We start from the raw sequence: 21,742 nt of genomic DNA, 5'->3' as shown, positions 1-21,742 counted from the left end.
TAACATTCTCACGCATTTAAACAATCCGTGCCTGTAATAAATCATGCATATTCAGTGCACCAACCGGACGATTATTTGCATCAATTACTGCCAGCCCGTTTACATGATTCTCCTGCATGATTTTCAGGGCTTCCGTCGCCAGCCGGCCGGCAGTGATGGTTTTAGGAGTATGTCCCATTACATCAGCCATCAGCCATTCCTTTAATTCCCGGTTATCCTGAAATAAACGGCGTAAATCACCGTCTGTAAATAAACCGCAAAGCTCTCCGGCAATATTGACTACCAGCAGCATCCCCAAACCTTTTTCACTCATGGTAACAATGGCTTCACGCAAAGGCGTATCTTCCTGTACCAGAGGCATATCTTGGCCGCCATGCATAACATCAGCCACTGTTAATAACAGGCGTTTACCCAAACTGCCGGCAGGGTGGCTCAGTGCAAAATCTTCAGGGGTAAACTGGCGTGCACGCAGCAGTGCCACCGTCAGCGCATCGCCCAATACCATTACCGCCGTCGTACTGGATGTTGGAGCCAGCCCTAACGGACAGGCCTCCTGTGATACATGAGCGCATAAATGGATATCCGCATGTTTTGCCATGCTTGAACTGGTTTTACCAGTTATACAGATCAGCTGCACATGCTTACGTTTGATGGCCGGTATCAGTGCCAGAATTTCCTCGCTTTCACCAGAATTGGATAATGCTATCAGCACATCGCCATCAACAATCATACCCAGATCGCCGTGTCCTGCTTCAGCCGGATGTACAAAATAAGCCGGTGTACCAGTAGACGCCATTGAAGCGGCAATCTTGCGCCCGATATGGCCGCTTTTGCCCATACCGGTGATAATCACCCGTCCGCGGCAGTCGAGAATGGTGGTTACTGCCTCAGCAAAATGCTCATCCAGATTATTGGCAACTTCACGTATCGACTGCTCTTCAATAGCAAAAACTTCTTTACCCCAGCCTAAATATTTATCCTGTAAATTCATAACATCATCAGCAGTAATAATAAGCAAACGAAAACACAATAAAGTTAACCGGATTATAACCTGATACCGGTTATTTTGTTTGCTTCGGAACTTGTCAAATTACACCATCCTCGTTAGAGTAATCCATAATTCATGAATAACCAGTTTAATCGATTGATTAACCTTAATAAAACATATCTAACGTATATTTACTATAAGGAAATAATATGGCCGTATTAGCACAAGTCAATACATTGGGGCAGCAAATCTGGCTGGATAATCTTTCCAGAAACCTGATTCAATCAGGTGAACTGGCACACATGCTTGAGGCGGGTATCAGTGGCGTGACTTCCAATCCGGCCATTTTTCAAAAAGCTTTTGCCAGCGATACACTTTACCAGAATGATATTAACCAGCTAAAACAGCAGCCGCTGTCCCCCAAACAGCGTTATGAACAACTGGCCGTGGCCGATGTACAGGCTGCATGTGATGTCTGTCTGCCCTTGTATGAACGCAGTCAGGGTAAAGCCGGATTTGTCAGCCTTGAAGTGGCGCCAGATCTGGCCGATGATGCTCAGGCTACCGTTACCGAAGCCCAGCGACTATGGGAAGTTCTTAACCGACCCAATGTCATGATAAAAGTACCAGCAACAGACAGCGGAATACAGGCATTAACCACACTGGTTGCACAGGGCATTAATGTTAACCTGACCCTGTTGTTTTCTAAAACCCAGCTTAGCAAAGCATGGCAGGCACACGCTGCCGGCATTCGCCAGCGTCTGGCACAAAATCTGCCGGTTAACCGTATTCAGGTAGTCGCCAGCTTTTTCCTGTCCCGCATTGACAGCGCTCTGGACATTACTCTGCCGGAATCTTTGCAGGGTAAAACCGCCATTGCACTGGCCAAAACAGCTTATGCTGAATGGCAGGAATTTATCCAGAGCCGTGAATTTACCGATCTGGCTGCACAGCAGGCAGCACCATTGCGTTTGCTATGGGCATCCACAGGGACTAAAAATCCGGCGTATTCCGATGTTTGCTATGTAGAAAATATTATTGGTGCTGATACCATTAATACCGTACCCACCAACACGCTTAATGCCTTTATCGATCATGGACATGCCGATACCACACTGACACAGAATGTGCAGCAGGCTAAAAACGTACTGATTGAAATTCAGAAGCTGGGTATTAATCTTGAATCCCTCGCAGTGCGCTTACAGCAAGAAGGCTTACAACAGTTTGTGGATGCATTCGATGCATTACTGCAACCTCTGGCTTAAACGGAATAAATAAAACACAACAGACATACGGAAATCTGAATTGTGGCTTACCGGTTAGACTTATCAGAATAATCGGTAAGCTTTTTATAATTTTAGATTAAAAAAAGCACATTGAAAATACATTTGTAATATAAAACTTAAAAAAATATTAATTTAAATGATAAATCACACTTAATAATTTAAAGTATAGATAAATTAATTAACTTTTAAATTTATATTTAATGATTTTCAACTTTAAAACTAATAATAACATCTATAGTTTATAATCTAAACGTAAATAATAATCAGAACAATACCATATAAGCCGCGCTGAATTAATCTTAACCTTATAATCGGTATTGCAGCCAGCTTTTGGCCATAACCCATAATCTTTATCCAAGGCTCAGATGTTCATGGCTGCTGAATTCAGACTAATATACATAAAAATGCCACAAAAGCATAAAACTCTTGTGGCATAAGTATGAATTGTCACTCAGACGGCAACCGGCCGGCGACTCTGTTTAATTTTAATGTAAACCGACAATATTGCCCTCAGCATCTATATCAATCTGTTGATAAGCAGGCAGAGTACCCAGCCCTGGCATAGTCATCACATTACCCGCATATACACGGATAAAGCCCGCACCGGCTGATACTTGTAAACGGGCAATTTCTACATCAAAATCTGTCGGAACATTTTTCAGATTCGGGTCTGCACTGATAGATAATGGTGTTTTCACCATGCATAACGGTAAATGATCAAGCTTAAGCTGCTTGATTTCTTCAATATTCTGCAACGCCTGTACAGACAGATTAGCCTGACGCGCTCCGTATTTCTTCACCATGGTCTGAATTTTTTCCGGCAGCGGCATATTGTCAGCATAGGGCAGATTAACCGAATTTTCCTGATTGCAGGCAGCGACTACATGCTGAGCCAGAGCCTGAGTACCCGCACCACCCTGAGTAAACGCATCACTGATTTCACATGCACAGGCACCGTGTTCCAGCGCATACTGGCGTACAAAATCCAGCTCTTCCTGATGGTCGTACGGGAAGCGATTAATAGCCACAATCACAGGCAGGCCATAGCTTTTCGCATTCTGAATGTGCCAGCCCAGATTAGCACTGCCTTCAGCCAGCAGTTCAACATTACACTGAGTAACTTCTGCCGGTAACGGCTGACCCGGCTTAATATTAAACCGGCCGCTATTCGATTTCAGACTGCGTACCGTGGCTACCAATACAACGCATGAAGGCGCCACACCTGTCTGGCGATATTTAATATTAAAGAATTTCTCCATGCCCATATCAGAGCCGAAACCAGCTTCTGTTACCACATAATCCGCCACTTGCAGGCCGACCATATCAGCCAGCACCGAAGAATTACCATGAGCAATATTGGCAAACGGTCCGGCATGAATCAGTACAGGGGTCTGTTCTGCCGTCTGCATCAGATTCGGATTAATCGCATCTTTCAGTAACACCGTCATCGCACCAGCTACCTGAAGTTTTTCTGCCGTAACCGGATTGCCCTGAGTATCATAAGCCAGAATAATTCGCCCGATACGCTGGCGCATATCCTGTAAATCCGTCGCCAGAGCCAGAATCGCCATTAATTCGGACGCAGCAGAAATCTCAAATCCGTCTTCACGTTCCACACCATTAACACCACCGCCCACACCTACTTTAATCCGGCGCAATGCACGGTCGTTGTGGTCGATTACCCGTTTCCAGACAATCCGGTTTTTATCAATATTCAGCCGCGGCAGCTTGGTTTGTGCCGTAAACTCCTCGCCCAGATGTTCTTCATGGTATAAGCGTGCATCCAGAGCCGCAGAGGCCAGATCATGGGCCGCTGTAATAGCGTGAATATCACCGGTTAAATGCAGATTCAGCTTTTCCATCGGTAAAACCTGTGCCTTACCGCCGCCGGCTGCTCCGCCTTTTACCCCGAATACCGGTCCCAGACTGGGCTGGCGGATACAGGCAATTGCTTTCTTACCGATAAAGTTCAGCCCCTGACTCAGCCCGATGGTGGTTACTGTTTTACCTTCTCCCAGCGGTGTCGGCGTAATAGCAGACACCAGCACCAGCTTACCCTGTTTGCTATCCGGCTGAATTACCTTCAAATCTACTTTGGCTACCTCATGGCCGTAAGGAATAAGGTATTGTTCGGGAATGCTGCTGTTGCGGGCAATTTCGGTGATGGGGAGTAGTGTTGGGCTAGAAGCCATATGAAATTTCCTTATTATGAAATTTAGTTTTTACACAGGAATAAATTAACTTTTATAGCTTTTAAAGATTAAAGAATTTTTTAATAAAGTATATGTTATATAAAACCTTCTAACCCTTACTTTAACAAATTATGTCTTTCTGCTACAAATTTGTCTTATAAACTAATACATATATTTCTGATTAAATAAAGAAATAATTGAGAGAAGCTTAAAAATAGTTGATAAAATATAACAATATATATATTATAAATTTAATCTTTAGCGTTACAGACTTTATTGTCTAGTCTGGTGTTTAGCCGGACTCAAATTTATTGTGTGGATTTGGTTGCGAAATAACCAGTTTCTCATTCGAAACTGTTTATTTCGCTTCCTTTAGTAAAGATTAAAAGCCCAGAGTATTATTGCTTATGGGCTTTTTGTACTTATTTATATTAGGTGCGTGAAAATGAAAAATATAACTAAATATGCAAAAAGTCTGGATTTATCTGTTGAAAATCTGCAAGAATTTCTGCTAAACGCTCCTAAAATGTATAAAGTTTACAAAATACTTAAACGAACTTATGGCTATAGAACAATTGCACAGCCTACTAAACAATTAAAAGAATATCAGCGTCAATTTACTAATCTTTTTACCCAATACTTACCAGTACATGATTGTGCTATGGCTTATCAGAAAAACAAAAACATTCAAAAAAATGCAGAAATTCATAGAAATAATTCCTACTTATTAAAAATGGATTTTGAGAATTTTTTCAATTCTATTACCCCTGATTTATTCTGGAGTGAGTGGGAAAGTGCCAATTCAGATATGTTAGATAAAGATGAAAAATTATTATTTTCTAGACTTTTGTTTTGGGATCCCAATATAAAAAAAACAAAACAGGAAAATTTGATTTTAAGTATTGGCGCGCCTAGTTCACCTTTAATTTCAAATTTTGTTATGTATCGATTTGATGAATTAATAAAAGAATATTGCGTGTGTATTGAAGTTAATTATACCCGTTATGCAGATGACTTAACATTTTCAACAAATAAAAAGAATATACTTTATACAATCCCAGCTGAAGTAAATAAAAATTTAAAAAATCTATTTAATAATAAATTGAGGGTAAATAACTCGAAAACAATCTTTTCTTCCAAAGCACATAATAGGCATATAACTGGTATTACTATTACAAATGATAATAAATTATCTCTAGGAAGACAAAGAAAAAGATATATACGAGCATTAGTACATCAATATAAATATACACAGTTAGAAAAGGACGATATACAATATTTGAAAGGTTTATTGAATTTTTGTAAGAGTGTAGAAATTAGTTTTATACATTCACTAGCGCATAAATATGGTTATGAAGTACTAAAAAATATTATGAAGGAATAGGTATGCAAAGTATGGGTAATACTAGTTCTTTACGAAATTTGAAACAAAATTCTGAGAATGGAAATATATTTTCCACTTTCCAATTATATGAGCTATCATTACTATCTAAATCATCTGATTTAATTGAGAAAAAAAATTATTATTTTCAGAAATGTGTTGAATTTTTAGAAACCACAACACAAAAACATGATAATACTAATGATTATATAAGCCCTAAAAATCAATTTATTTTAGATTCTTTGGTTTTAAAAGATATAAGAAAATTTCATTCTTTTAAAACAAAATTTGAACGGGATTTAACCGTCATAATTGGAGAAAATGGCTCTGGTAAAACTACCATTTTAGAATGTATAGCAAAATCTTTAAGTTGGATTGTGGCAGGTTTAATTAAAGAAAATGCTAATGGTGACCGAATTGGTTATAGTGATATTAAAAATGAAGCAGAAGATTATGGAGAAATACAAACTAATTTTAAATTTGGAGAACAACGGTGTAGTGGCTCCATTGCGCGAGCAATTAAAGGAATGAGTGAGAAAAAGGATAGCTCAGTCAGCGATTTAAAGTTTTTAGCTGGTATATGGCGGGTTATCAATAACCAGCAATTAATTAATTTGCCATTATTTATATTTTATTCAGCTAAACGGTTTATAGGAGAATTTGACCGTACTTCAGAACAAATAAAAGATCGAGAAAATCGATTTGATGTTTATAATCAATGTTTAAAAAATGAAATTAAATTTATTGATTTTAAACAATGGTTTATTTATTTGTACAAAAAAGGAAAAAATATCCATTCAAATGATGCAAACGGTCTTTTAGAAAAAAAAATTAAACTAATTCTACATAAACAAGGTCAGAATGCAACTTCTTTATTGAGTCTGTTAGAAGAACACTTTCAAGTTGATGATGTAAACTTAAACGCAGAAAAAAATAATGCACTAGATAAGATTAAAACATTACAAAAAGCCATAACTGAATGTATACCAGAAATAAAAGAGATATATGTAGATATATCATCTGGTGTCGATGAAATCTATGTGCATATAAATGAAAAAAAAATCAATATTAATCAATTATCTGATGGTCAAAGAACATTTTTAGGTATAGTTGCAGATTTAACTTATCGTCTGTTAGTTCTGAATCCTAATCTAGAAAATCCATTAAATGGTCAAGGTATTGTACTTATTGATGAGATAGAATTACATTTACATCCTAAATGGCAGCAACAAATACTAATTAATCTAACTAAAATTTTTCCTAACATTCAATTTATTGTCACAACACATAGCCCGCAGGTACTTTCAACTGTTTATAAAAGGCAAATTAGACAATTAATAGAATTAGCTAATGATGATTATGATGTGCAGCAGCCAGAATTGCAAACAAGAGGAGTAATGAGCTCTGATATTTTGGAAAGAATTATGGGAACATACTCTATTCCTGATGTAAAGGAATCTAATGATTTAAATAAATTACAACAGTATATACAAGAAGATAAATATAATACCCCTGAGGCAGAGCTATTGTACGATAGCCTAAAAAAACATTTTGGGGATAAACATCCAGAAATGTTAAATTGTGATAGATTAATTCAATTTAGAAAACTGATTGCGAAAAATAAATTCAGATAAAATATAATTGATTATGAAATATATACAGCGTACTCGGGAACCGCAAGCGTTGGAAAGCGCTAGAAAAAAATATTCTTCATGGAATGAATTGAAAAGAAATGATCACGATACTTATAACATAATTGCAGAAGAGCTCTATAGCATGCAGGAAGAATTATGTGCTTATTGTGAATGTAAATTAAGAAAAGAAGAAAAAAACTATCATGTAGAACATTTTAAATGCCGTCATCAATTTCCCAAGAATGAATTGGAATGGAATAATCTTTTTCTTTCCTGTAACGATAAAAATACTTGTGGGAAACATAAAGATAATTCTAAAACAGAGAATTATGATGTAAATCATCTAATAAAACCTGATATTGAAACTTATAATCCAAAACAATATTTTACTTACATATTGAATGGGAAAATTAGGGTTAGGTCAGATTTAAATTGTAGAGATGCACATAAAGCAGAAGAAACAATAAGAGTTTTCAATTTGAATGAAATTAATTTAGTTAATAGAAGAAAAAAAATTGGTAATTTCTTTACACAGATGCTCAATAGCCAGGATTATAATGACAATCCTGAATTTTTAGGAAATTTATTTAGACAAATGGATCAGTTTGAATTCCCTTCGTTTATTGATTCTCTATATTGTGCTGATCCGAATAAATAGCATTGCATAGTTTATTTTAAATTTTTATTTAATTTAAATATTTTTATTGAGGTAAAAGATTATTTGAAAATTTAGAAAAGCTTGATTTTACTTTCCGGCTAATAAGAATCGAATGTAACTATTTCCTAAAATGGTATAACAAGAAAATAGAACATTTTCAATGGTATTTTCAAAGAGAATTTCCATTTTAAAAGAAGCTGAAGCTGGCATTCCTATCAAAGAACTTTACCGTAAATATGCTAATGTATGCCGAACTAAGTTTACCTTTTCAGCTCCAGCAAGAAATAATAAGAAAAGCTACCCTGCCGACGGCAGTTCGTAAGAGTTGAGCATAAGTGCTAGAGCCACAACTAAATCAACAAAAAAATTCACATGATTGCTGTTCTTTTTGTTGGCTATTGGTGTTTTGAAGCAGCAGCGGTAGCATAAAAAAATATTGACGATAGACCTCTGCACCGCTTTATTTATTTTCCTAAAGATATGGTTGCATATGTGCGTAGTCAATTAACATCATAATAGCACAAAGGAGCTAATATATGACCTTCCTCTCAATTATATTAGCTCACTTGAAACTCTTTAAACTGCTTTCTTTATTTAGTGTAAATAAATATTATTTTTAATGTTAAAAATAATATTTAATCTAATTAATTCCTTTATTGATTCAATAATTATTGACAACAAAATTTGTTTCCAACAATTTTAATAAATTATGTATTACTAAGTGACTAGGATAAATTACTGAATTTTAATTGATTGATAAGTTGATTGGTGGCGTTAATGCTAGCATACCAATTGAGCTTTTAATGGTTAATCTCCAGTTATAATTACCAACAATTAATTTATCCCGTCGTTAAGTAAAATCATGAACAATGCTAAAAAGCGCTCTCAGATATGGTGGTCGATTCTTTGTTTAGCTTTTGCCGGATTTATTTTCAATACCACCGAATTTGTACCGGTTGGTTTACTGCCTAATATTGCAGAAAGCTTTTCGATGGATGTCGCTCATGCAGGGTTATTATTAACGATATATGCATGGGCAGTATCATTACTATCCTTACCCTTAACCGTCTTAACATCCAGAATGGAGCGCCGCAAGCTCCTTATTTTGCTGTTTTGTTTATTTATCGGCAGCCACTTATTAGCTGGTTTTGCCTGGAATTTTTATAGCTTAATGACAGCTCGTATTGGTATCGCTTGTGCACATGCTGTATTTTGGGCTATTACCACGCCTTTAGCTGTTCAATTGGCGCCGAATGGCAAAAAAGCCAAAGCGATGAGTTTTATCGTAGTTGGCACATCAATGGCAACGGTGCTCGGTATTCCTATTGGTACCAAAATAGGGGAATTAGTCGGTTGGCGTGTAACATTTTTATGTATTGGTGGCATTGCCTTTGGTATTTTAGTTTTATTGATTTATTTACTTCCTAAAGTTCCTAGTATAAATACTATTTCAATCAAAAATCTGCCAAAAGTGTTAAAACGCCCGGCCTTACTCAATATTTACTTATTAACAGCTATTATTATCACAGGACATTTTACTGCCTATACTTACATCACACCATTTATGATGAAAGTAGGCGGATTCAGTCAGGAAATTGTTGTCCATCTCTTATTGGTTATTGGATTTTCGGGCATGATTGGTAGTGTTATTTTTACTCGATACGCAAGTAAATATCCGACAGCGATATTAGTTGTCCCCGTGATATTATTGACGGCGTGCTTATTATCTCTCTATTTTAGCTCATTTAGTCTCTATACCGCGATGATACAAGGCGTGATATGGGGATTAGCCATTACCATTATTGGTATGGTCATGCAAAGTAAAGTGATCGATGCAGCGCCCGATGCGACTGACATTGCCACGTCTGTTTATTCAGGCATTTATAATATAGGTATCGGTGGAGGAGCCTTTGTCGGCAGCCAGGTATTAGTGAAACTTTCAACTCATTATATTGGGTTGGTTGGTGCTATTTTTGTTCTCCTTGCGTTAATACTTTTTTTCTTGTTATCCAGAAAAGCTTGGTAAAAAGCAAATAAGCGCAGATATAACCAGCGCTTATTAATTTTGTTTATTGATTATAAGAATGTTTGAATCTATGCCGAAATTTGTTCTTGGAAATATTAGTAGATTGATCATACACAGTGTTGGCAACAAAAGTACTGCGGATGGTGTGCGGCTGTGTGATAAATTAAGTAATTATGAAAATGTGGAAGAAACACTTAATAAATTAATTACTTCCAATTTTAAATTTGATGAGTTGTATCAGTTTCATTTTTTTCCTGATTTAGAGCTCAATCCGGTTTATACCATTATCAAAGCCATGTTTGAGCATACAGATATTGATGATTTTATTAATCAGTCTAAAAATATGGGGCGTTATCTGTATGAAAAAAGTAACCATCCGCAAATTAAGCCCGGAGAATTAGGCGTATTTTATCTTGCCGACTGTACGGTAGATGATGAAGTAGTGGATTGTATTGGCATTTTTAAATCAGAAAACAAGCAGAAAATTCTGAAAGTTGAAGACCGGCAGAATGGTTATGATTTGGCTGATATTGAAGGATTAAGCATCCAGAAGCTGGATAAAGGCTGTCTGATTTTTAATCTGCATTCAGAGCAGGGCTATCTGGTTGCTGTTGTGGATAATACCAACAAACATGCAGAGGCTAAATACTGGACTGAGGATTTTTTAAGTATCAGACCTGTTAATAATGAATATCATCAGACTACTCAGATTATGGAAACAGCCAAGCAATTTATTGCTCAGACCATGGATACTGATGATGAGGCGAGTAAATCAGAAAAAATCGGTTTGCTGAACAGGTCTGTTGATTACTTTAAAAATAATGAGCAGTTTGATTTGCAGGAGTTTGAGCAGCGGGTTTTTGCAAATGATGATCTGATTCAGCAATATCAGGATTTCAGCCAGAATTATGCGCAGGAAAATCAATTAGAACCGGTAAAAAGCTTTGCTATTTCTCCAAAAGCCGTAAAAAAGCAGGAGAAGTATTTTAAAAGCGTGGTGAAGCTGGATAAAAATTTTCATATCTATATCCACGGTGGTAAAGATATGATTGAAAAAGGGCGGGATGAAGACGGGCGTAAGTTTTATAAAATTTATTATCAGCAGGAAAAATAGTAAACCTGACTTATTTAGTATTTTGGATTGTCTGCAAAATAGAATGACGATAAATCTGACAAAATAATGTCAGATTTATCGTGTTTGTTTACAAAGAGAGTAACTCTCTAATAAAAATTTATTTACCAAAAATATTACTAAGCGTTAAATAAGTATATTGATAAAATTGTTAAAAAATTTATGGTAGTAAGAGTGATTTTACTCTTATCAGCCTGCAACTGAATGTAAGTTTATGCAGAAAGTGGTTTCTAGCCAATAAAACAAAAGCTGGTTTCTGTAATATTAGAAATTGAAAATCTTCGAATCTAGCAGAAAATACAGCTATTTTTATAGCAAAAGAAATTAATTCAAAATTTTTAATCAATAAATTCCTATGAATGTATGACTAAATTAGTGATATTAATATATCCGTAAATGGAACTTATTTATTATTGATGTTTTATATTTACACTAGCCGAATTAACTTCAATATCAGTTATGGGAGGTTGATTTTTTACTAAATCAGAAAGACGTCTGTATTTTTTCCAGTAAATAATCGGATTAGAATTATCCGGAAGTTTATCAGCATAATAGAAGGTATAATTCTCATTCGTTACATTTGTTTTTATGTTAATGAAAGTAGAGTACAAATCAATTAGATTTAATCCGCTAATCACTTTTTTCACCAGAATATGTTTTTTTTCATCCGGAGCTAAATAAAACAATGGTACTTGATATTCTTGTAATAAACCACCCAGATCATGAAAAATACGATCTGGTTCAACCGATAACCCGTGATCTGAAAAATACATTAATTTATATTTTTTTCCTTTCATAAGTTCTGTCAGTTTTTTTATAAATAAATCTAATTTTTCAATGCTTGCCACATAGCAGCCAGCTTGATTATTCAATTTAAAATTTGATTTAAAATCATTAATTTGCGAGCATATTGGTTCATGAGAGCCCATCATATGTACAAAAACTACTTTTTTATTACTGTTTTTGTTTATTATTTCCGAAACAATGGGTAACATATGATCATCATCATTAAAGCTAGTATAGTATGGACCTTTTTTTAAAAATTTGGATTTATCAGTTGTACCAGCTAATGCAGAAAAAATATTATCTCCATATTCACTTGTGCCCTGATTGCTAACCCAGTAAGTCTCATACTCGGATTTTTTTGCTAAGGAAACGAAATTAATTTCCCAGTCAATCTTATTTTTCTCAGGATAGGCTTTAAATAAAGTTCTAGTTAAGGATTGTTCTGTATTCGGACCAGCAGCCACTAATCCATCAATAAAAATTCCATTGGCTGTATTTAAAAAAGGAGTTGTATTGAGAGGGTAGCCATATACGGATAAATAATCTTTTCGTACAGATTCACCGATTACGACTAAAAATATTTCAGTATTATCATCTTCATTTAACCGACTTACCCGAATATTGTTATTATTACTGCCAATATATTTTTTCATTTCTTCATGTATTGAATTTATTTCTTGATATGCAGATATGACATTTTTTAAAAATGCGCTATTATTTACTTCCAGGTTCTGATAAGAAATGCCGAGTAAAGTTATTATATAAAAGAATATAAAGCTCATTACTGAGACAAATTGTGAAATTTTATTTTTCTTAATTTTTTGTGTTTTTATAATTTTATTTAAATAATAAATTAAACCTTGAATAAATATAAATACTACAGTGATTAAAATTTGCTGTTTGACAGCCATGAGATAACCAATAATTTCAAGTTTATTAGTTTGTAATAGTGGCATTAATAAATCAGCTGTTGGTTTGCCGTAATTTATCCCTGTAGGAAAATAAAATGATAATACGGAAAACGTAACTAACAGACTTATTAAAGTAAATTTATTTGCCGAACTTAATATGTAACAACCTAAAAATAATAAACCAGTAGAAATAACTGTATGATCAAAATCATAGTAATAACCTAAACCATATACAAGAGCTAAAGTGGATATAATATATAAAATAGGTAATAAAACTAAGGCTGTTTTTCTGGTTATCACTCATATACCCCAATTATTTATTTAAAGCATCTAGGTAAGAAATTTTGCTATGTGCTTAAATAGTTTATTGATTTGTATTATGAAATTAATATTTGATTTCACTAAGCTGTTAATATTAGTTCTTAATGATAAATCTTTTTATCATATTATAATAAAGTTTTAGGTATAGTTCTCCGGTTTTAAATGAATCATAATCCATTTGTTAATAAGCGATTTGTAAATAGCACATTGATAATATATATAAACACAGAGTAGAGATGATATTTTTTAATGTGTCTGTATCTAAGATGTATAAATAACAATTCTTTGGTCCCGCCGACAGGAATCGAACCTGTATCGCACGCTTAGGAGGCATGTGTTCTATCCGTTGAACTACGGCGAGACATTTTAAAAACAGGGCTATGGCTGAAATCTGCCATAGCCCGTTATTTTAAGAGATTCGGGCTAAAGATGCCAAGGCTAAATCTCGCATAGCCTGGGTGGTTTCATTAACCGGTAACTCATCCAGGCAGTTAATTGCGGCATCTACGGCTTTTTTTGCCTGCATAGTGCAATAAGCCAGTGCATCAGAGTTGATTACGTGATCGTGAATTTTGTTGAAATAGCTGCGGTCGGCGTGTTCCAGAGCATGGCGTACATCGGCTTTGGCCGCAGCACTGCCCTGATTAAGCAGGTAAATCAGCGGCAGGGTAGGTTTGCCCTCAGCCAGATCGTCGCCGACATTTTTACCAATGGTTTCTACATCACCGGCGTAATCCAGTACATCATCGATAATCTGGAAAGCTGAACCCAGATATGTACCGTAATTTTTTAAAGCCAGTTCCTGTTGTTCTGTAGCCTTGGCAAGTATGGCACCTACTTGTGCTGCTGCCTGAAAGAGTTTGGCGGTTTTGTATTCGATTACCTGTAAATACTGTTCTTCAGTGACATCAATATTACCAATATTCATCAGCTGCATGACTTCACCTTCAGCAATGATATTGGTGGCTTCTGCCATCACTTTGAGAATACGGAGGCTGCCGGAGCCAACCATCAGCTGGAAGGCTCGTGTGTAGAGAAAATCGCCCACCAGTACAGCAGCGGCATTGCCAAACAGATTGTTCGCAGTTTCCCGGCCGCGGCGCAGGTCGCTTTCATCCACTACATCGTCGTGCAGCAATGTGGAGGTATGGATAAATTCCACCATGGCGGCCAGTGAAAAAAGCGGGTCTTCTGTATAGCCCAGAGCTTTGCCGGCAAGGATGGTAATTATCGGGCGCAGGCGTTTACCGCCGGCACTGATAATATACTGGCCTATTTGTGAAATCAGGACAACTTCGGATTCAACAGCACGGTTGATTACCGCATTAACACGGTTTAAGTCTTCAGGCAGGTGTTTCTGGAAATAAGGCAGGTTCTCAAGCATGTGTTTAGTGTTTCTGCAACTGGTAATGATGATGTGTTTTAGCCATGTGTCCCCGAAACTGCCGGGCACTTTTGTGTATTATTATACTTGAAATTCATTTGGGAAATGAGAAAAGTTAGATTGGGTTAATAAAGATGCAAATGTGAATCGGTCAGGTAAATTATGCTGATGTATACACAGGCCGGAACAGAAATTCTATGCTCAAAGCGGTGCATCCGTCAGAAATGGTAGTATATCCGGCAGCTGGTTAGCAGTTATGCTGCAATACTTGTAAAGTATTTTTGTGTGTTTGTACGGTAGACCGGAGAGCAAATTTTATGACAATGGATAATTCAGCTCAAGTCTGGGTATGGTAAATTATTAATATAAATCAGTTATGTAGTACTTCGCCATTTTATCCATTCATTTAGCGGAACTTAAAGCATTATTTAAAGAAGTTAATGCTAAAATAAATTGCATAAAATCAGGTGGATTACCAACCGTGCCGGAACCACCTGAATGATAGGTTTCAGGATTAAATATGCGTTTCGGATTATAGGATAAAATCCAGTTATTCCAAGATTCATCTAATTGCATGCAATAAGGGCTTGGCATGGGGAGTGGCTGCGATAAAGCATTATGATAGTGAGTAACCGGTTGGTGATTATCCGGTAAGGTAAAACCGGTATTTGTTATATTTAAGGGAATGGTTATGCTGTTTTTTATTATTTCCTCTAATGATTGTTGAGTGACAGCAGTTAATACGCCATCTAAGACATCTAATGTCATAGTTTGAGCGGCTTGCTTTGGCTGTAACCAGTCTGTGAATGTAACGAGTCTTGCATATGCCCGGCGACACTATAAATAGCTTTCGGCAGGGCTTAATTTTTAATTGACTTAACTAATCTGAGCTATATATGCCATGAGATATTTATTATTGTTTTGACAGTAAAATCATGCGTTGATATAATCGCGAATTCCGTTTTTTGCGGAAATTTAATTTTTGTTTTTTAATTGAATTCCTATTGGAGTTGAGTATGTACGCGGTCGTAAAAACCGGCGGTAAACAATATAAAGTTGCCGTTGGCGAAAAATTAAAAGTAGAACAGATACCAGCAGAACTCGACAGCCAGATCGAACTGAATGAAGTTTTGATGATTGCTGACGGTGAAGCGGTGAAAGTGGGCACGCCTTTTATTGAGGGCGCTAAAGTAACCGCTAAAGTGGTTGCACATGGCCGTCACGATAAAGTACGTATTTTCAAAATGCGTCGTCGTAAACACTATCAGAAACGTCAGGGTCACCGCCAGAATTTTACCCAGATTGAAATCGTGGCGATTGCCTAATTGAGTGAAGGAATAACAGAATGGCACACAAAAAAGCAGGCGGTAGCTCCCGCAACGGTCGTGATTCAGAAGCCAAACGCCTGGGCGTTAAAGCCTTTGGTAATGAGCTGATTCCGGCTGGTTCAATTATTGTTCGTCAGCGCGGTACCCGTTTTCACGCAGGTGAAAATGTAGGTATGGGTAAAGACCACACTCTGTTCGCTAAAGTGGATGGTTATGTGGAATTTGCTGTTAAGGGCGCGCTGAACCGTAAAACCGTAAGTGTGCGTCCGTATACCGGCGCAGACGAGTAAGTTTTTACTGATGTTAAGCCCTGCCTTGTCTGGCAGGGCTTTTTTGTTATCAGGTCAGCTGGTGTGAAGAGGCAGCACAGATATTCTGTACTTTGGCTATAATCATGCTATGAGGTGTTCACAAGGGTATTACTGAGACTGGTTGCCCGGCATAAATATTGCAAACTGAGAATGATATGAAGTTTATTGATGAAGCAAAAATCGAGGTAGTTGCCGGCCGCGGCGGCAATGGTGCGGCCAGCTTCCGCCGCGAAAAATTTGTGCCTAAGGGCGGCCCCGATGGCGGTGATGGCGGCAGAGGCGGCAGTGTTTGGGCTGTAGCCGATGAAAATATTAATACTCTGGTGGAATATCGTTTTGTTAAACGCTATCAGGCCAAAAACGGTGAAAAAGGTCATGGTTCAGACCGTTATGGTCGCGGGGCTGATGATATTGAGTTGAGAATGCCGGTAGGTACGCTGATTCGTGATGTTGATACGGAACAGGTTGTGGCGGATTTAACTCATCATGGTCAGAGGGTATGTCTGGCTAAAGGCGGTAAGGGCGGCTTAGGTAATATTCATTTTAAATCATCAGTAAACCGTGCTCCTAAGCAGGCTACACCCGGTGAAGAGGGTGAAGCACGCAGTTTATTGCTGGAGCTGAAAGTACTGGCGGATGTGGGTTTGCTCGGTATGCCGAATGCGGGGAAATCTACGCTGATTAGTGCAGTTTCGGCTGCACGGCCAAAAGTGGCTGATTATCCGTTTACAACGCTGCATCCTAATCTGGGGGTAGTACGCAGTGATGACAATCACAGTTTTGTTATGGCTGATATCCCAGGTTTGATTGAAGGTGCTGCTGAAGGTGCCGGTTTGGGGCACCGGTTTCTGAAACATTTGTCGCGTACCGGTTTGCTGCTGCATGTGGTGGATCTGGCTCCTTTCGATGAAGGTGTGGAACCGGCAGCAGAGGCGCTGGCGATTATTGAAGAGTTACGCCGTTATGATGAGGCTTTGCACGATAAGCCGCGTTGGCTGGTGTTGAATAAAATTGATATGCTGGCTGATGATGAGCGTGCCGAACGTGTGGCTCAGTTTCTGGCAGATATTGGCTGGGATTACCCGCAGCCGGATGATCGGTTTGAATTTGATCTGACAACCCCGCGGGTATTTCAAATCAGTGCACTGGCACGTGAGGGTACGCAGGAGCTGGTGCAGACCATACAGCGTTATTTGGATGCAAAGCATGAATTACTGGCAAAACAGCAGGCTGAACAACCTGTTGTGGCGGAAGTGCCGACTACAAACGGGTTGATACGGCCGGAATAATTATGCTATTCGGCTAATTGATGTAGCCACCTGTTACAGGTGGCTTTTTTGTATTGGAATGAATCAGAAAATTGATGGTACTGAAAAATTAGTTTGTCTTATTTCTGAAAGAACGGCGGCGGATAAAACGATATATCAATTGCAGGAGCAAGACGCTGACTAATGCCAGAACGGCAGCCATTGATATCTGATCTATTGTATATACCGTTGATTTTATCGGTGTGACTGTGCCGGCGGTAGCCTGATAGGTGGCAATGGTAATGCTGCGTGATGTACGCAGGCTGGTTCGTATCAGCTGTTGTTGTGCGTTTTGTTCAATAACTTTATAACTAAAGGTATCGTTATCATTTTTCTGTTTGCTGCCGTCAGGCTTTTTAGCCAGAAAAGTGGTATTGGCTAGTGTGTACTGCTGAACGTAAGAATAGGGCAGGGCAAGAAAGGAGCCGTCCGGTTCAAAGGCTGCAATAGTCAGATCGCGGTGCCATGGTTTGTGATTGGCCGCAGTTCTGCTGTCCTGACTGGCAAGCAGGAAAATAAATAAAATAAAGAAGCCGCAAAATAAAATCAGTTTAAGCAGTCGCTGTTTAAACTGACCGGAACGCTTCTGAGGCTGACTGGCTGCCGGATTATGCTGAGTACTCATGTAACTAACCACTGCTGATTGATTAAATTCAGTCTGAATAATGTCTGAAAGGTAATTTTACCTAATTTTTGGCCTGTGAAAGCTTATTATATTGTTATTAATACTCTGATACGGGTAAATAATTACCGATTTTATTGATTTTAATGGCATTCTGATTTGATGATTTATTTGTGTTCATCTTTTTTTCCGTGCCCGGTATGTTTGATAATGATGCCTCGCCGATGATAAATAATGGTATGACGGTCAAATGGAATTTGAATTTTTAGATGGAAATTATTATCATTAATTTTGGTTATTGTTAATCTGATACAGGAATGAGTGTATGAGTGAGCAACAGAATGTCGCTGAGCTTCAGGCTGCTGTAACACGTTTACAGCAATTAAATTCTCTGGTTCTGGCTACGGTAGCACAGGATGGTACCCCTCAGGCAAGCTATGCGCCTTTTGCTGAATATGATGGTTGTCTGTATATCTTACTATCCGGTCTGGCACCGCATACACAGAATTTGCAGCAACAGGAGCAGGCCAGTGTGATGCTGATTGAAGATGAAGCTTCGGCACGCAATATTTTTGCCCGTGCCCGGCTGAATTATACGGTATCGGTTACGGTAATTGAAAAAAACACAGCTGATGGCATTGCCGCTTTGCAAGCAATGAAAACAAAACTAGGCAATACAGTAGATGTGCTGTCTGAATTGCCGGATTTCATGCTGTTTCGTCTGCAACTGGAAAAGGCTCGCCTTGTAACTGGCTTCGGCCGCGCTTATGTCTTTATGCCGGGTAAGGTTGATGGAGCAATACAGCTGACTGAAAAGAATGCTAAAACAGTGTGATGTCGCTGTGCGCAGCGATTGCTCGGTAAAGGTGGTTAAAATCCCGTACAATAGTCGTTTTATTCGGACAAACCGGAGCTGCGTGCATGTGGTGTTGGCCTAAACGAATTTGGGTAATTATCCATACGGTGTATGTATATGGTCTGCTGGATCTGGTTCAGCAGCATGTACATCCGTCATGGCTGCAAAGGCTGATACGTTTACTGCCGCGCGGACACAAATACCGGCAGCTGGATGCAGCGGTACGGTTGCGTCTGGCTTTGGAGAGTCTGGGTCCGATTTTTGTTAAATTTGGTCAGGTATTATCCACCCGGCCGGATTTAATCCCTGCTGATTACGCGCGTGAGCTGGCCTTGCTGCAGGACAGGGTGCCGCCGTTTGCCAGTGATGTGGCAATCCGGGTGATTGAAACTGAGCTGGGCAGGCCGCTGGCAGAAATTTACGCCCGCTTTAATCCGCAGCCGGTAGCCAGTGCGTCTATCGCTCAGGTTCATGAAGCCTATTTATTCAATGAGGCCGGTGGTATCGGTCAAAAGGTTGCAGTAAAAGTTCTTCGTCCTGACATCGCGCCGGTTATTGATCAGGATTTAGCACTGATGGCTGTAGGAGCGCGCTGGGTAGAATGGCTGTTTGCAGATGGCAAACGCTTAAAGCCACGCGAAGTAGTCGCAGAGTTTAAGAATTATCTGCATGATGAGCTTGATCTGATGCGAGAAGCCGCTAATGCCAGCCTGCTCGGGCGGCAGTTCAGTAAAAGCACTATGCTGATTATTCCGGCTGTTTACTATAATTATTGTGCGCGTCGGGTGCTGACAATTGAATGGATGGACGGTACTCCGGTTGCCAGTACCGATAAGTTGCGTGAAAAGAATATAGATTTGCACCAGCTGGCACGCTATGGGGTAGAAATATTCTTTACTCAGGTATTTGACAACGGTTTTTTCCATGCGGATATGCATCCGGGCAATATTATGGTCGCAGATGACGGCAGGTATATTGCACTGGATTTTGGTATTGTCGGCACGTTAACAGATTATGATAAGCGCTATCTGGCAATTAATTTTTTGGCGTTTTTCAATCGTGATTATCATCGGGTGGCTACTGCGCATGTGGAATCCGGCTGGGTACCGGCAGATACGCGGGTAGAGGAGCTGGAAGCAGCAGTGCGTGCTGTATGTGAACCGATTTTCAATAAACCGCTGGCAGAAATTTCTTTTGGTATGGTGCTGATGCGGTTGTTTGAAACCAGTCGTCGTTTTAATGTGGAAATTCAGCCGCAGTTGGTGCTGCTGCAAAAAACATTACTTAATATAGAGGGGCTAGGAAGACAGCTGGATCCTCAGCTGGATTTATGGGCAACTGCCAAACCGTTTCTCACCCGCTGGATGCATAATCAGATTGGTCTGAAAGCGCTATGGAAAACGCTAAAGCAGGAAGCACCAGACTGGGCGCAAATGCTGCCTGCACTGCCACGTAAGCTTAATGCCCTTGTAGATGAAAAGCGTCAGCTTGAATGGCGTGATGCCTATATTCATCTGCTGCGTACACAGCGGCAGCAGAATTTCTGGCTGGCGGTAATTGCTTTGGTGATGCTGGCAGTTTTTCTCTTTAAATAAAATTTAACTGTGTTTTTAATGTGAAATTATCGGATATCAGCTTGCTGTGCTGAGATGGTAACCGTTACGGTTTAGCTGGTCTTTGGTTAATAATTGTACTGTTTTTATATTGTTCTTATGCTGAAATCTGCTTATAGTTATATGCGGTGCTTTAAGGTACAGATTTCGGGTTATAATTTTGTCATTGTTTTAGCTCGCGGTTCATCCGCAGTATCTCATCTGTAAAGGAGTAGCCTTGTGTCGCGTGTGTATCCTTATCCTTTGATTGCTAAGGAAGGCTGGCCGTTTATTATTGGCAGCCTGGTGCTGAGCATATTAACTTTTTTCTGGTGCGGATGGTGGTCGCTGCCTTTATGGATGCTGACAGCATTTGTGGTGCAGTTTTTTCGTGATCCTGCCCGTGATATTCCTGCAAATCCCGAAGATGTGTTGAGTCCGGCAGACGGACGTATTGTGGTTGTGGAAAAAACTACCGATCCGTACCGTGGTGTGAATGCTCTTAAAATCAGTGTATTTATGAATGTATTCAATGTGCATTCTAACCGCAGCCCTATTGATGGCAAAGTGGAGCGTGTAGATTATTTTAAAGGCAGCTTTCTGAACGCTGCGCTGGATAAAGCCAGTGCACAAAATGAACGTAATGCAGTCCTTGCGGTAACCAAAACCGGCCGGCCGGTAACATTTGTACAGGTCGCAGGTCTGGTAGCACGGCGTATTCTGTGCTACGTAAATGCGCATGATTTATTACATCGCGGTGACCGCTATGGTTTTATCCGCTTTGGTTCGCGGGTAGATGTTTATTTGCCGGAAGATGCTACTGCGCTGGTGGCTATTGGTGATAAGGTCAGTGCCAGCAGTACAGTACTGGCAACTTTGCCATTGCAGGTTCCTGATATCAGTGCTGAACCGCAAAGTAATACTGAAGAACATGCAGATCTGGTCACAGAAGCTGCTAATCGGGCAGCAGCTGCCGCACGGCATGTACTGTCTCAGGAATAAAGGCTATTAATTGTTATACAGGCTG

At 38.9% G+C, this 21,742-nt stretch carries 18 protein-coding genes and 1 tRNA gene; 12 read left to right on the top strand and 7 right to left on the bottom strand.

Translation table 11 applies throughout. From position 1 onward, the window contains the following. Positions 1-16 precede the first annotated feature (16 nt). The gene (locus SALWKB2_RS08605; RefSeq protein ID WP_025331269.1) at positions 17-991 is read right to left on the bottom strand and encodes a KpsF/GutQ family sugar-phosphate isomerase; all 975 of its coding nucleotides are present in this window, start codon (positions 989-991) and stop codon (positions 17-19) included. A gap of 206 nt (positions 992-1,197) precedes the next feature. Here SALWKB2_RS08605 and tal point away from each other — a divergent pair, with 206 nt between their 5' ends. Beyond that, positions 1,198-2,253, top strand: coding sequence for a transaldolase (gene tal / locus SALWKB2_RS08600; protein WP_025331268.1), 1,056 nt, complete (start codon positions 1,198-1,200; stop codon positions 2,251-2,253). Between the two features lie 506 nt (positions 2,254-2,759). Here tal and SALWKB2_RS08595 read toward each other — a convergent pair. Next, positions 2,760-4,466 (bottom strand): formate--tetrahydrofolate ligase, encoded by a 1,707-nt coding sequence (locus tag SALWKB2_RS08595; RefSeq protein WP_025331267.1) that lies wholly within the window; start codon positions 4,464-4,466, stop codon positions 2,760-2,762. 445 nt (positions 4,467-4,911) lie between these two features. Here SALWKB2_RS08595 and SALWKB2_RS08590 point away from each other — a divergent pair, with 445 nt between their 5' ends. The 5 genes from SALWKB2_RS08590 (at position 4,912) to SALWKB2_RS08570 (ending at position 11,279) form a co-directional block, all read left to right on the top strand. Beyond that, positions 4,912-5,850, top strand: a complete 939-nt coding sequence (locus SALWKB2_RS08590; RefSeq protein ID WP_025331266.1) for a retron St85 family RNA-directed DNA polymerase — start codon at positions 4,912-4,914, stop codon at positions 5,848-5,850. Positions 5,851-5,852: 2 nt separating this feature from the next. After that, positions 5,853-7,481: a retron Ec78 anti-phage system effector ATPase PtuA gene (ptuA, locus tag SALWKB2_RS08585; RefSeq protein ID WP_025331265.1), complete on the top strand. Its 1,629-nt coding sequence runs from the start codon at positions 5,853-5,855 to the stop codon at positions 7,479-7,481. 13 nt (positions 7,482-7,494) lie between these two features. After that, on the top strand, positions 7,495-8,139 hold the full coding sequence (gene ptuB / locus SALWKB2_RS11705) for a retron Ec78 anti-phage system effector HNH endonuclease PtuB (RefSeq protein ID WP_025331264.1): 645 nt from the start codon (positions 7,495-7,497) through the stop codon (positions 8,137-8,139). 862 nt (positions 8,140-9,001) lie between these two features. Next, positions 9,002-10,165 (top strand): sugar transporter, encoded by a 1,164-nt coding sequence (locus tag SALWKB2_RS08575; protein WP_025331263.1) that lies wholly within the window; start codon positions 9,002-9,004, stop codon positions 10,163-10,165. Positions 10,166-10,223: 58 nt separating this feature from the next. Beyond that, positions 10,224-11,279: a nucleoid-associated protein gene (locus tag SALWKB2_RS08570; protein ID WP_202806256.1), complete on the top strand. Its 1,056-nt coding sequence runs from the start codon at positions 10,224-10,226 to the stop codon at positions 11,277-11,279. 428 nt (positions 11,280-11,707) lie between these two features. Here SALWKB2_RS08570 and SALWKB2_RS08565 read toward each other — a convergent pair whose 3' ends face one another. From SALWKB2_RS08565 to SALWKB2_RS08550, 4 genes are all read right to left on the bottom strand, one after another. After that, positions 11,708-13,294: a phosphoethanolamine transferase gene (locus tag SALWKB2_RS08565; protein WP_025331261.1), complete on the bottom strand. Its 1,587-nt coding sequence runs from the start codon at positions 13,292-13,294 to the stop codon at positions 11,708-11,710. A 307-nt stretch (positions 13,295-13,601) separates the two neighbouring features. Next, a tRNA-Arg gene (locus tag SALWKB2_RS08560) sits at positions 13,602-13,676 on the bottom strand. A gap of 48 nt (positions 13,677-13,724) precedes the next feature. After that, the gene (locus SALWKB2_RS08555; protein WP_025331260.1) at positions 13,725-14,699 is read right to left on the bottom strand and encodes a polyprenyl synthetase family protein; all 975 of its coding nucleotides are present in this window, start codon (positions 14,697-14,699) and stop codon (positions 13,725-13,727) included. 402 nt (positions 14,700-15,101) lie between these two features. After that, positions 15,102-15,467 carry a serine hydrolase gene (locus SALWKB2_RS08550; RefSeq protein WP_025331259.1) on the bottom strand — a complete coding sequence of 122 codons (366 nt, stop codon included), beginning with the start codon at positions 15,465-15,467 and terminating at the stop codon, positions 15,102-15,104. Between the two features lie 248 nt (positions 15,468-15,715). Between SALWKB2_RS08550 and rplU the strand changes: the two genes are divergently transcribed. The 3 genes from rplU to obgE all read left to right on the top strand — a co-directional run bounded on the left by rplU (position 15,716) and on the right by obgE (position 17,627). Next, positions 15,716-16,024 carry a 50S ribosomal protein L21 gene (gene rplU, locus SALWKB2_RS08545; protein WP_025331258.1) on the top strand — a complete coding sequence of 103 codons (309 nt, stop codon included), beginning with the start codon at positions 15,716-15,718 and terminating at the stop codon, positions 16,022-16,024. 20 nt (positions 16,025-16,044) lie between these two features. Next, a complete protein-coding gene (rpmA, locus tag SALWKB2_RS08540) occupies positions 16,045-16,317 on the top strand; it encodes a 50S ribosomal protein L27 (protein WP_025331257.1) in 273 nt (90 codons plus the stop codon). 176 nt (positions 16,318-16,493) lie between these two features. Continuing rightward, positions 16,494-17,627: a GTPase ObgE gene (gene obgE, locus SALWKB2_RS08535; protein WP_025331256.1), complete on the top strand. Its 1,134-nt coding sequence runs from the start codon at positions 16,494-16,496 to the stop codon at positions 17,625-17,627. Positions 17,628-17,715: 88 nt separating this feature from the next. Here obgE and SALWKB2_RS08530 read toward each other — a convergent pair whose 3' ends face one another. Next, entirely contained in the window at positions 17,716-18,270 is a 555-nt protein-coding gene (locus SALWKB2_RS08530; RefSeq protein WP_025331255.1) for a hypothetical protein, read from the bottom strand. A 322-nt stretch (positions 18,271-18,592) separates the two neighbouring features. On the opposite strand from SALWKB2_RS08530, the gene SALWKB2_RS08525 reads away from it, so the two are divergent. The 3 genes from SALWKB2_RS08525 (at position 18,593) to SALWKB2_RS08515 (ending at position 21,717) form a co-directional block, all read left to right on the top strand. After that, positions 18,593-19,102, top strand: coding sequence for a HugZ family pyridoxamine 5'-phosphate oxidase (locus SALWKB2_RS08525; RefSeq protein ID WP_025331254.1), 510 nt, complete (start codon positions 18,593-18,595; stop codon positions 19,100-19,102). 86 nt (positions 19,103-19,188) lie between these two features. Next, the gene (gene ubiB / locus SALWKB2_RS08520) at positions 19,189-20,718 is read left to right on the top strand and encodes a ubiquinone biosynthesis regulatory protein kinase UbiB (RefSeq protein WP_038648989.1); all 1,530 of its coding nucleotides are present in this window, start codon (positions 19,189-19,191) and stop codon (positions 20,716-20,718) included. Between the two features lie 237 nt (positions 20,719-20,955). Beyond that, positions 20,956-21,717 (top strand): phosphatidylserine decarboxylase, encoded by a 762-nt coding sequence (locus SALWKB2_RS08515; RefSeq protein WP_025331253.1) that lies wholly within the window; start codon positions 20,956-20,958, stop codon positions 21,715-21,717. Positions 21,718-21,742 lie beyond the last annotated feature (25 nt).

The sequence above is a fragment of the Snodgrassella alvi wkB2 genome (genome assembly GCF_000600005.1).
Taxonomy (GTDB): domain Bacteria; phylum Pseudomonadota; class Gammaproteobacteria; order Burkholderiales; family Neisseriaceae; genus Snodgrassella; species Snodgrassella alvi.
This window is presented reverse-complemented; position numbering and strand designations above follow the sequence as displayed.

Bases quoted from the DNA above. Each gene is read 5' to 3' on its own strand.
- SALWKB2_RS08605 (WP_025331269.1), bottom strand. From the start codon at position 991: ATGAATTTACAGGATAAATATTTAGGCTGGGGTAAAGAAGTTTTTGCT.
- tal (WP_025331268.1), top strand. From the start codon at position 1,198: ATGGCCGTATTAGCACAAGTCAATACATTGGGGCAGCAAATCTGGCTG.
- SALWKB2_RS08595 (WP_025331267.1), bottom strand. From the start codon at position 4,466: ATGGCTTCTAGCCCAACACTACTCCCCATCACCGAAATTGCCCGCAAC.
- SALWKB2_RS08590 (WP_025331266.1), top strand. From the start codon at position 4,912: ATGAAAAATATAACTAAATATGCAAAAAGTCTGGATTTATCTGTTGAA.
- ptuA (WP_025331265.1), top strand. From the start codon at position 5,853: ATGCAAAGTATGGGTAATACTAGTTCTTTACGAAATTTGAAACAAAAT.
- ptuB (WP_025331264.1), top strand. From the start codon at position 7,495: ATGAAATATATACAGCGTACTCGGGAACCGCAAGCGTTGGAAAGCGCT.
- SALWKB2_RS08575 (WP_025331263.1), top strand. From the start codon at position 9,002: ATGAACAATGCTAAAAAGCGCTCTCAGATATGGTGGTCGATTCTTTGT.
- SALWKB2_RS08570 (WP_202806256.1), top strand. From the start codon at position 10,224: ATGTTTGAATCTATGCCGAAATTTGTTCTTGGAAATATTAGTAGATTG.
- SALWKB2_RS08555 (WP_025331260.1), bottom strand. From the start codon at position 14,699: ATGCTTGAGAACCTGCCTTATTTCCAGAAACACCTGCCTGAAGACTTA.
- SALWKB2_RS08550 (WP_025331259.1), bottom strand. From the start codon at position 15,467: ATGACATTAGATGTCTTAGATGGCGTATTAACTGCTGTCACTCAACAA.
- rplU (WP_025331258.1), top strand. From the start codon at position 15,716: ATGTACGCGGTCGTAAAAACCGGCGGTAAACAATATAAAGTTGCCGTT.
- rpmA (WP_025331257.1), top strand. From the start codon at position 16,045: ATGGCACACAAAAAAGCAGGCGGTAGCTCCCGCAACGGTCGTGATTCA.
- obgE (WP_025331256.1), top strand. From the start codon at position 16,494: ATGAAGTTTATTGATGAAGCAAAAATCGAGGTAGTTGCCGGCCGCGGC.
- SALWKB2_RS08530 (WP_025331255.1), bottom strand. From the start codon at position 18,270: ATGAGTACTCAGCATAATCCGGCAGCCAGTCAGCCTCAGAAGCGTTCC.
- SALWKB2_RS08525 (WP_025331254.1), top strand. From the start codon at position 18,593: ATGAGTGAGCAACAGAATGTCGCTGAGCTTCAGGCTGCTGTAACACGT.
- ubiB (WP_038648989.1), top strand. From the start codon at position 19,189: ATGTGGTGTTGGCCTAAACGAATTTGGGTAATTATCCATACGGTGTAT.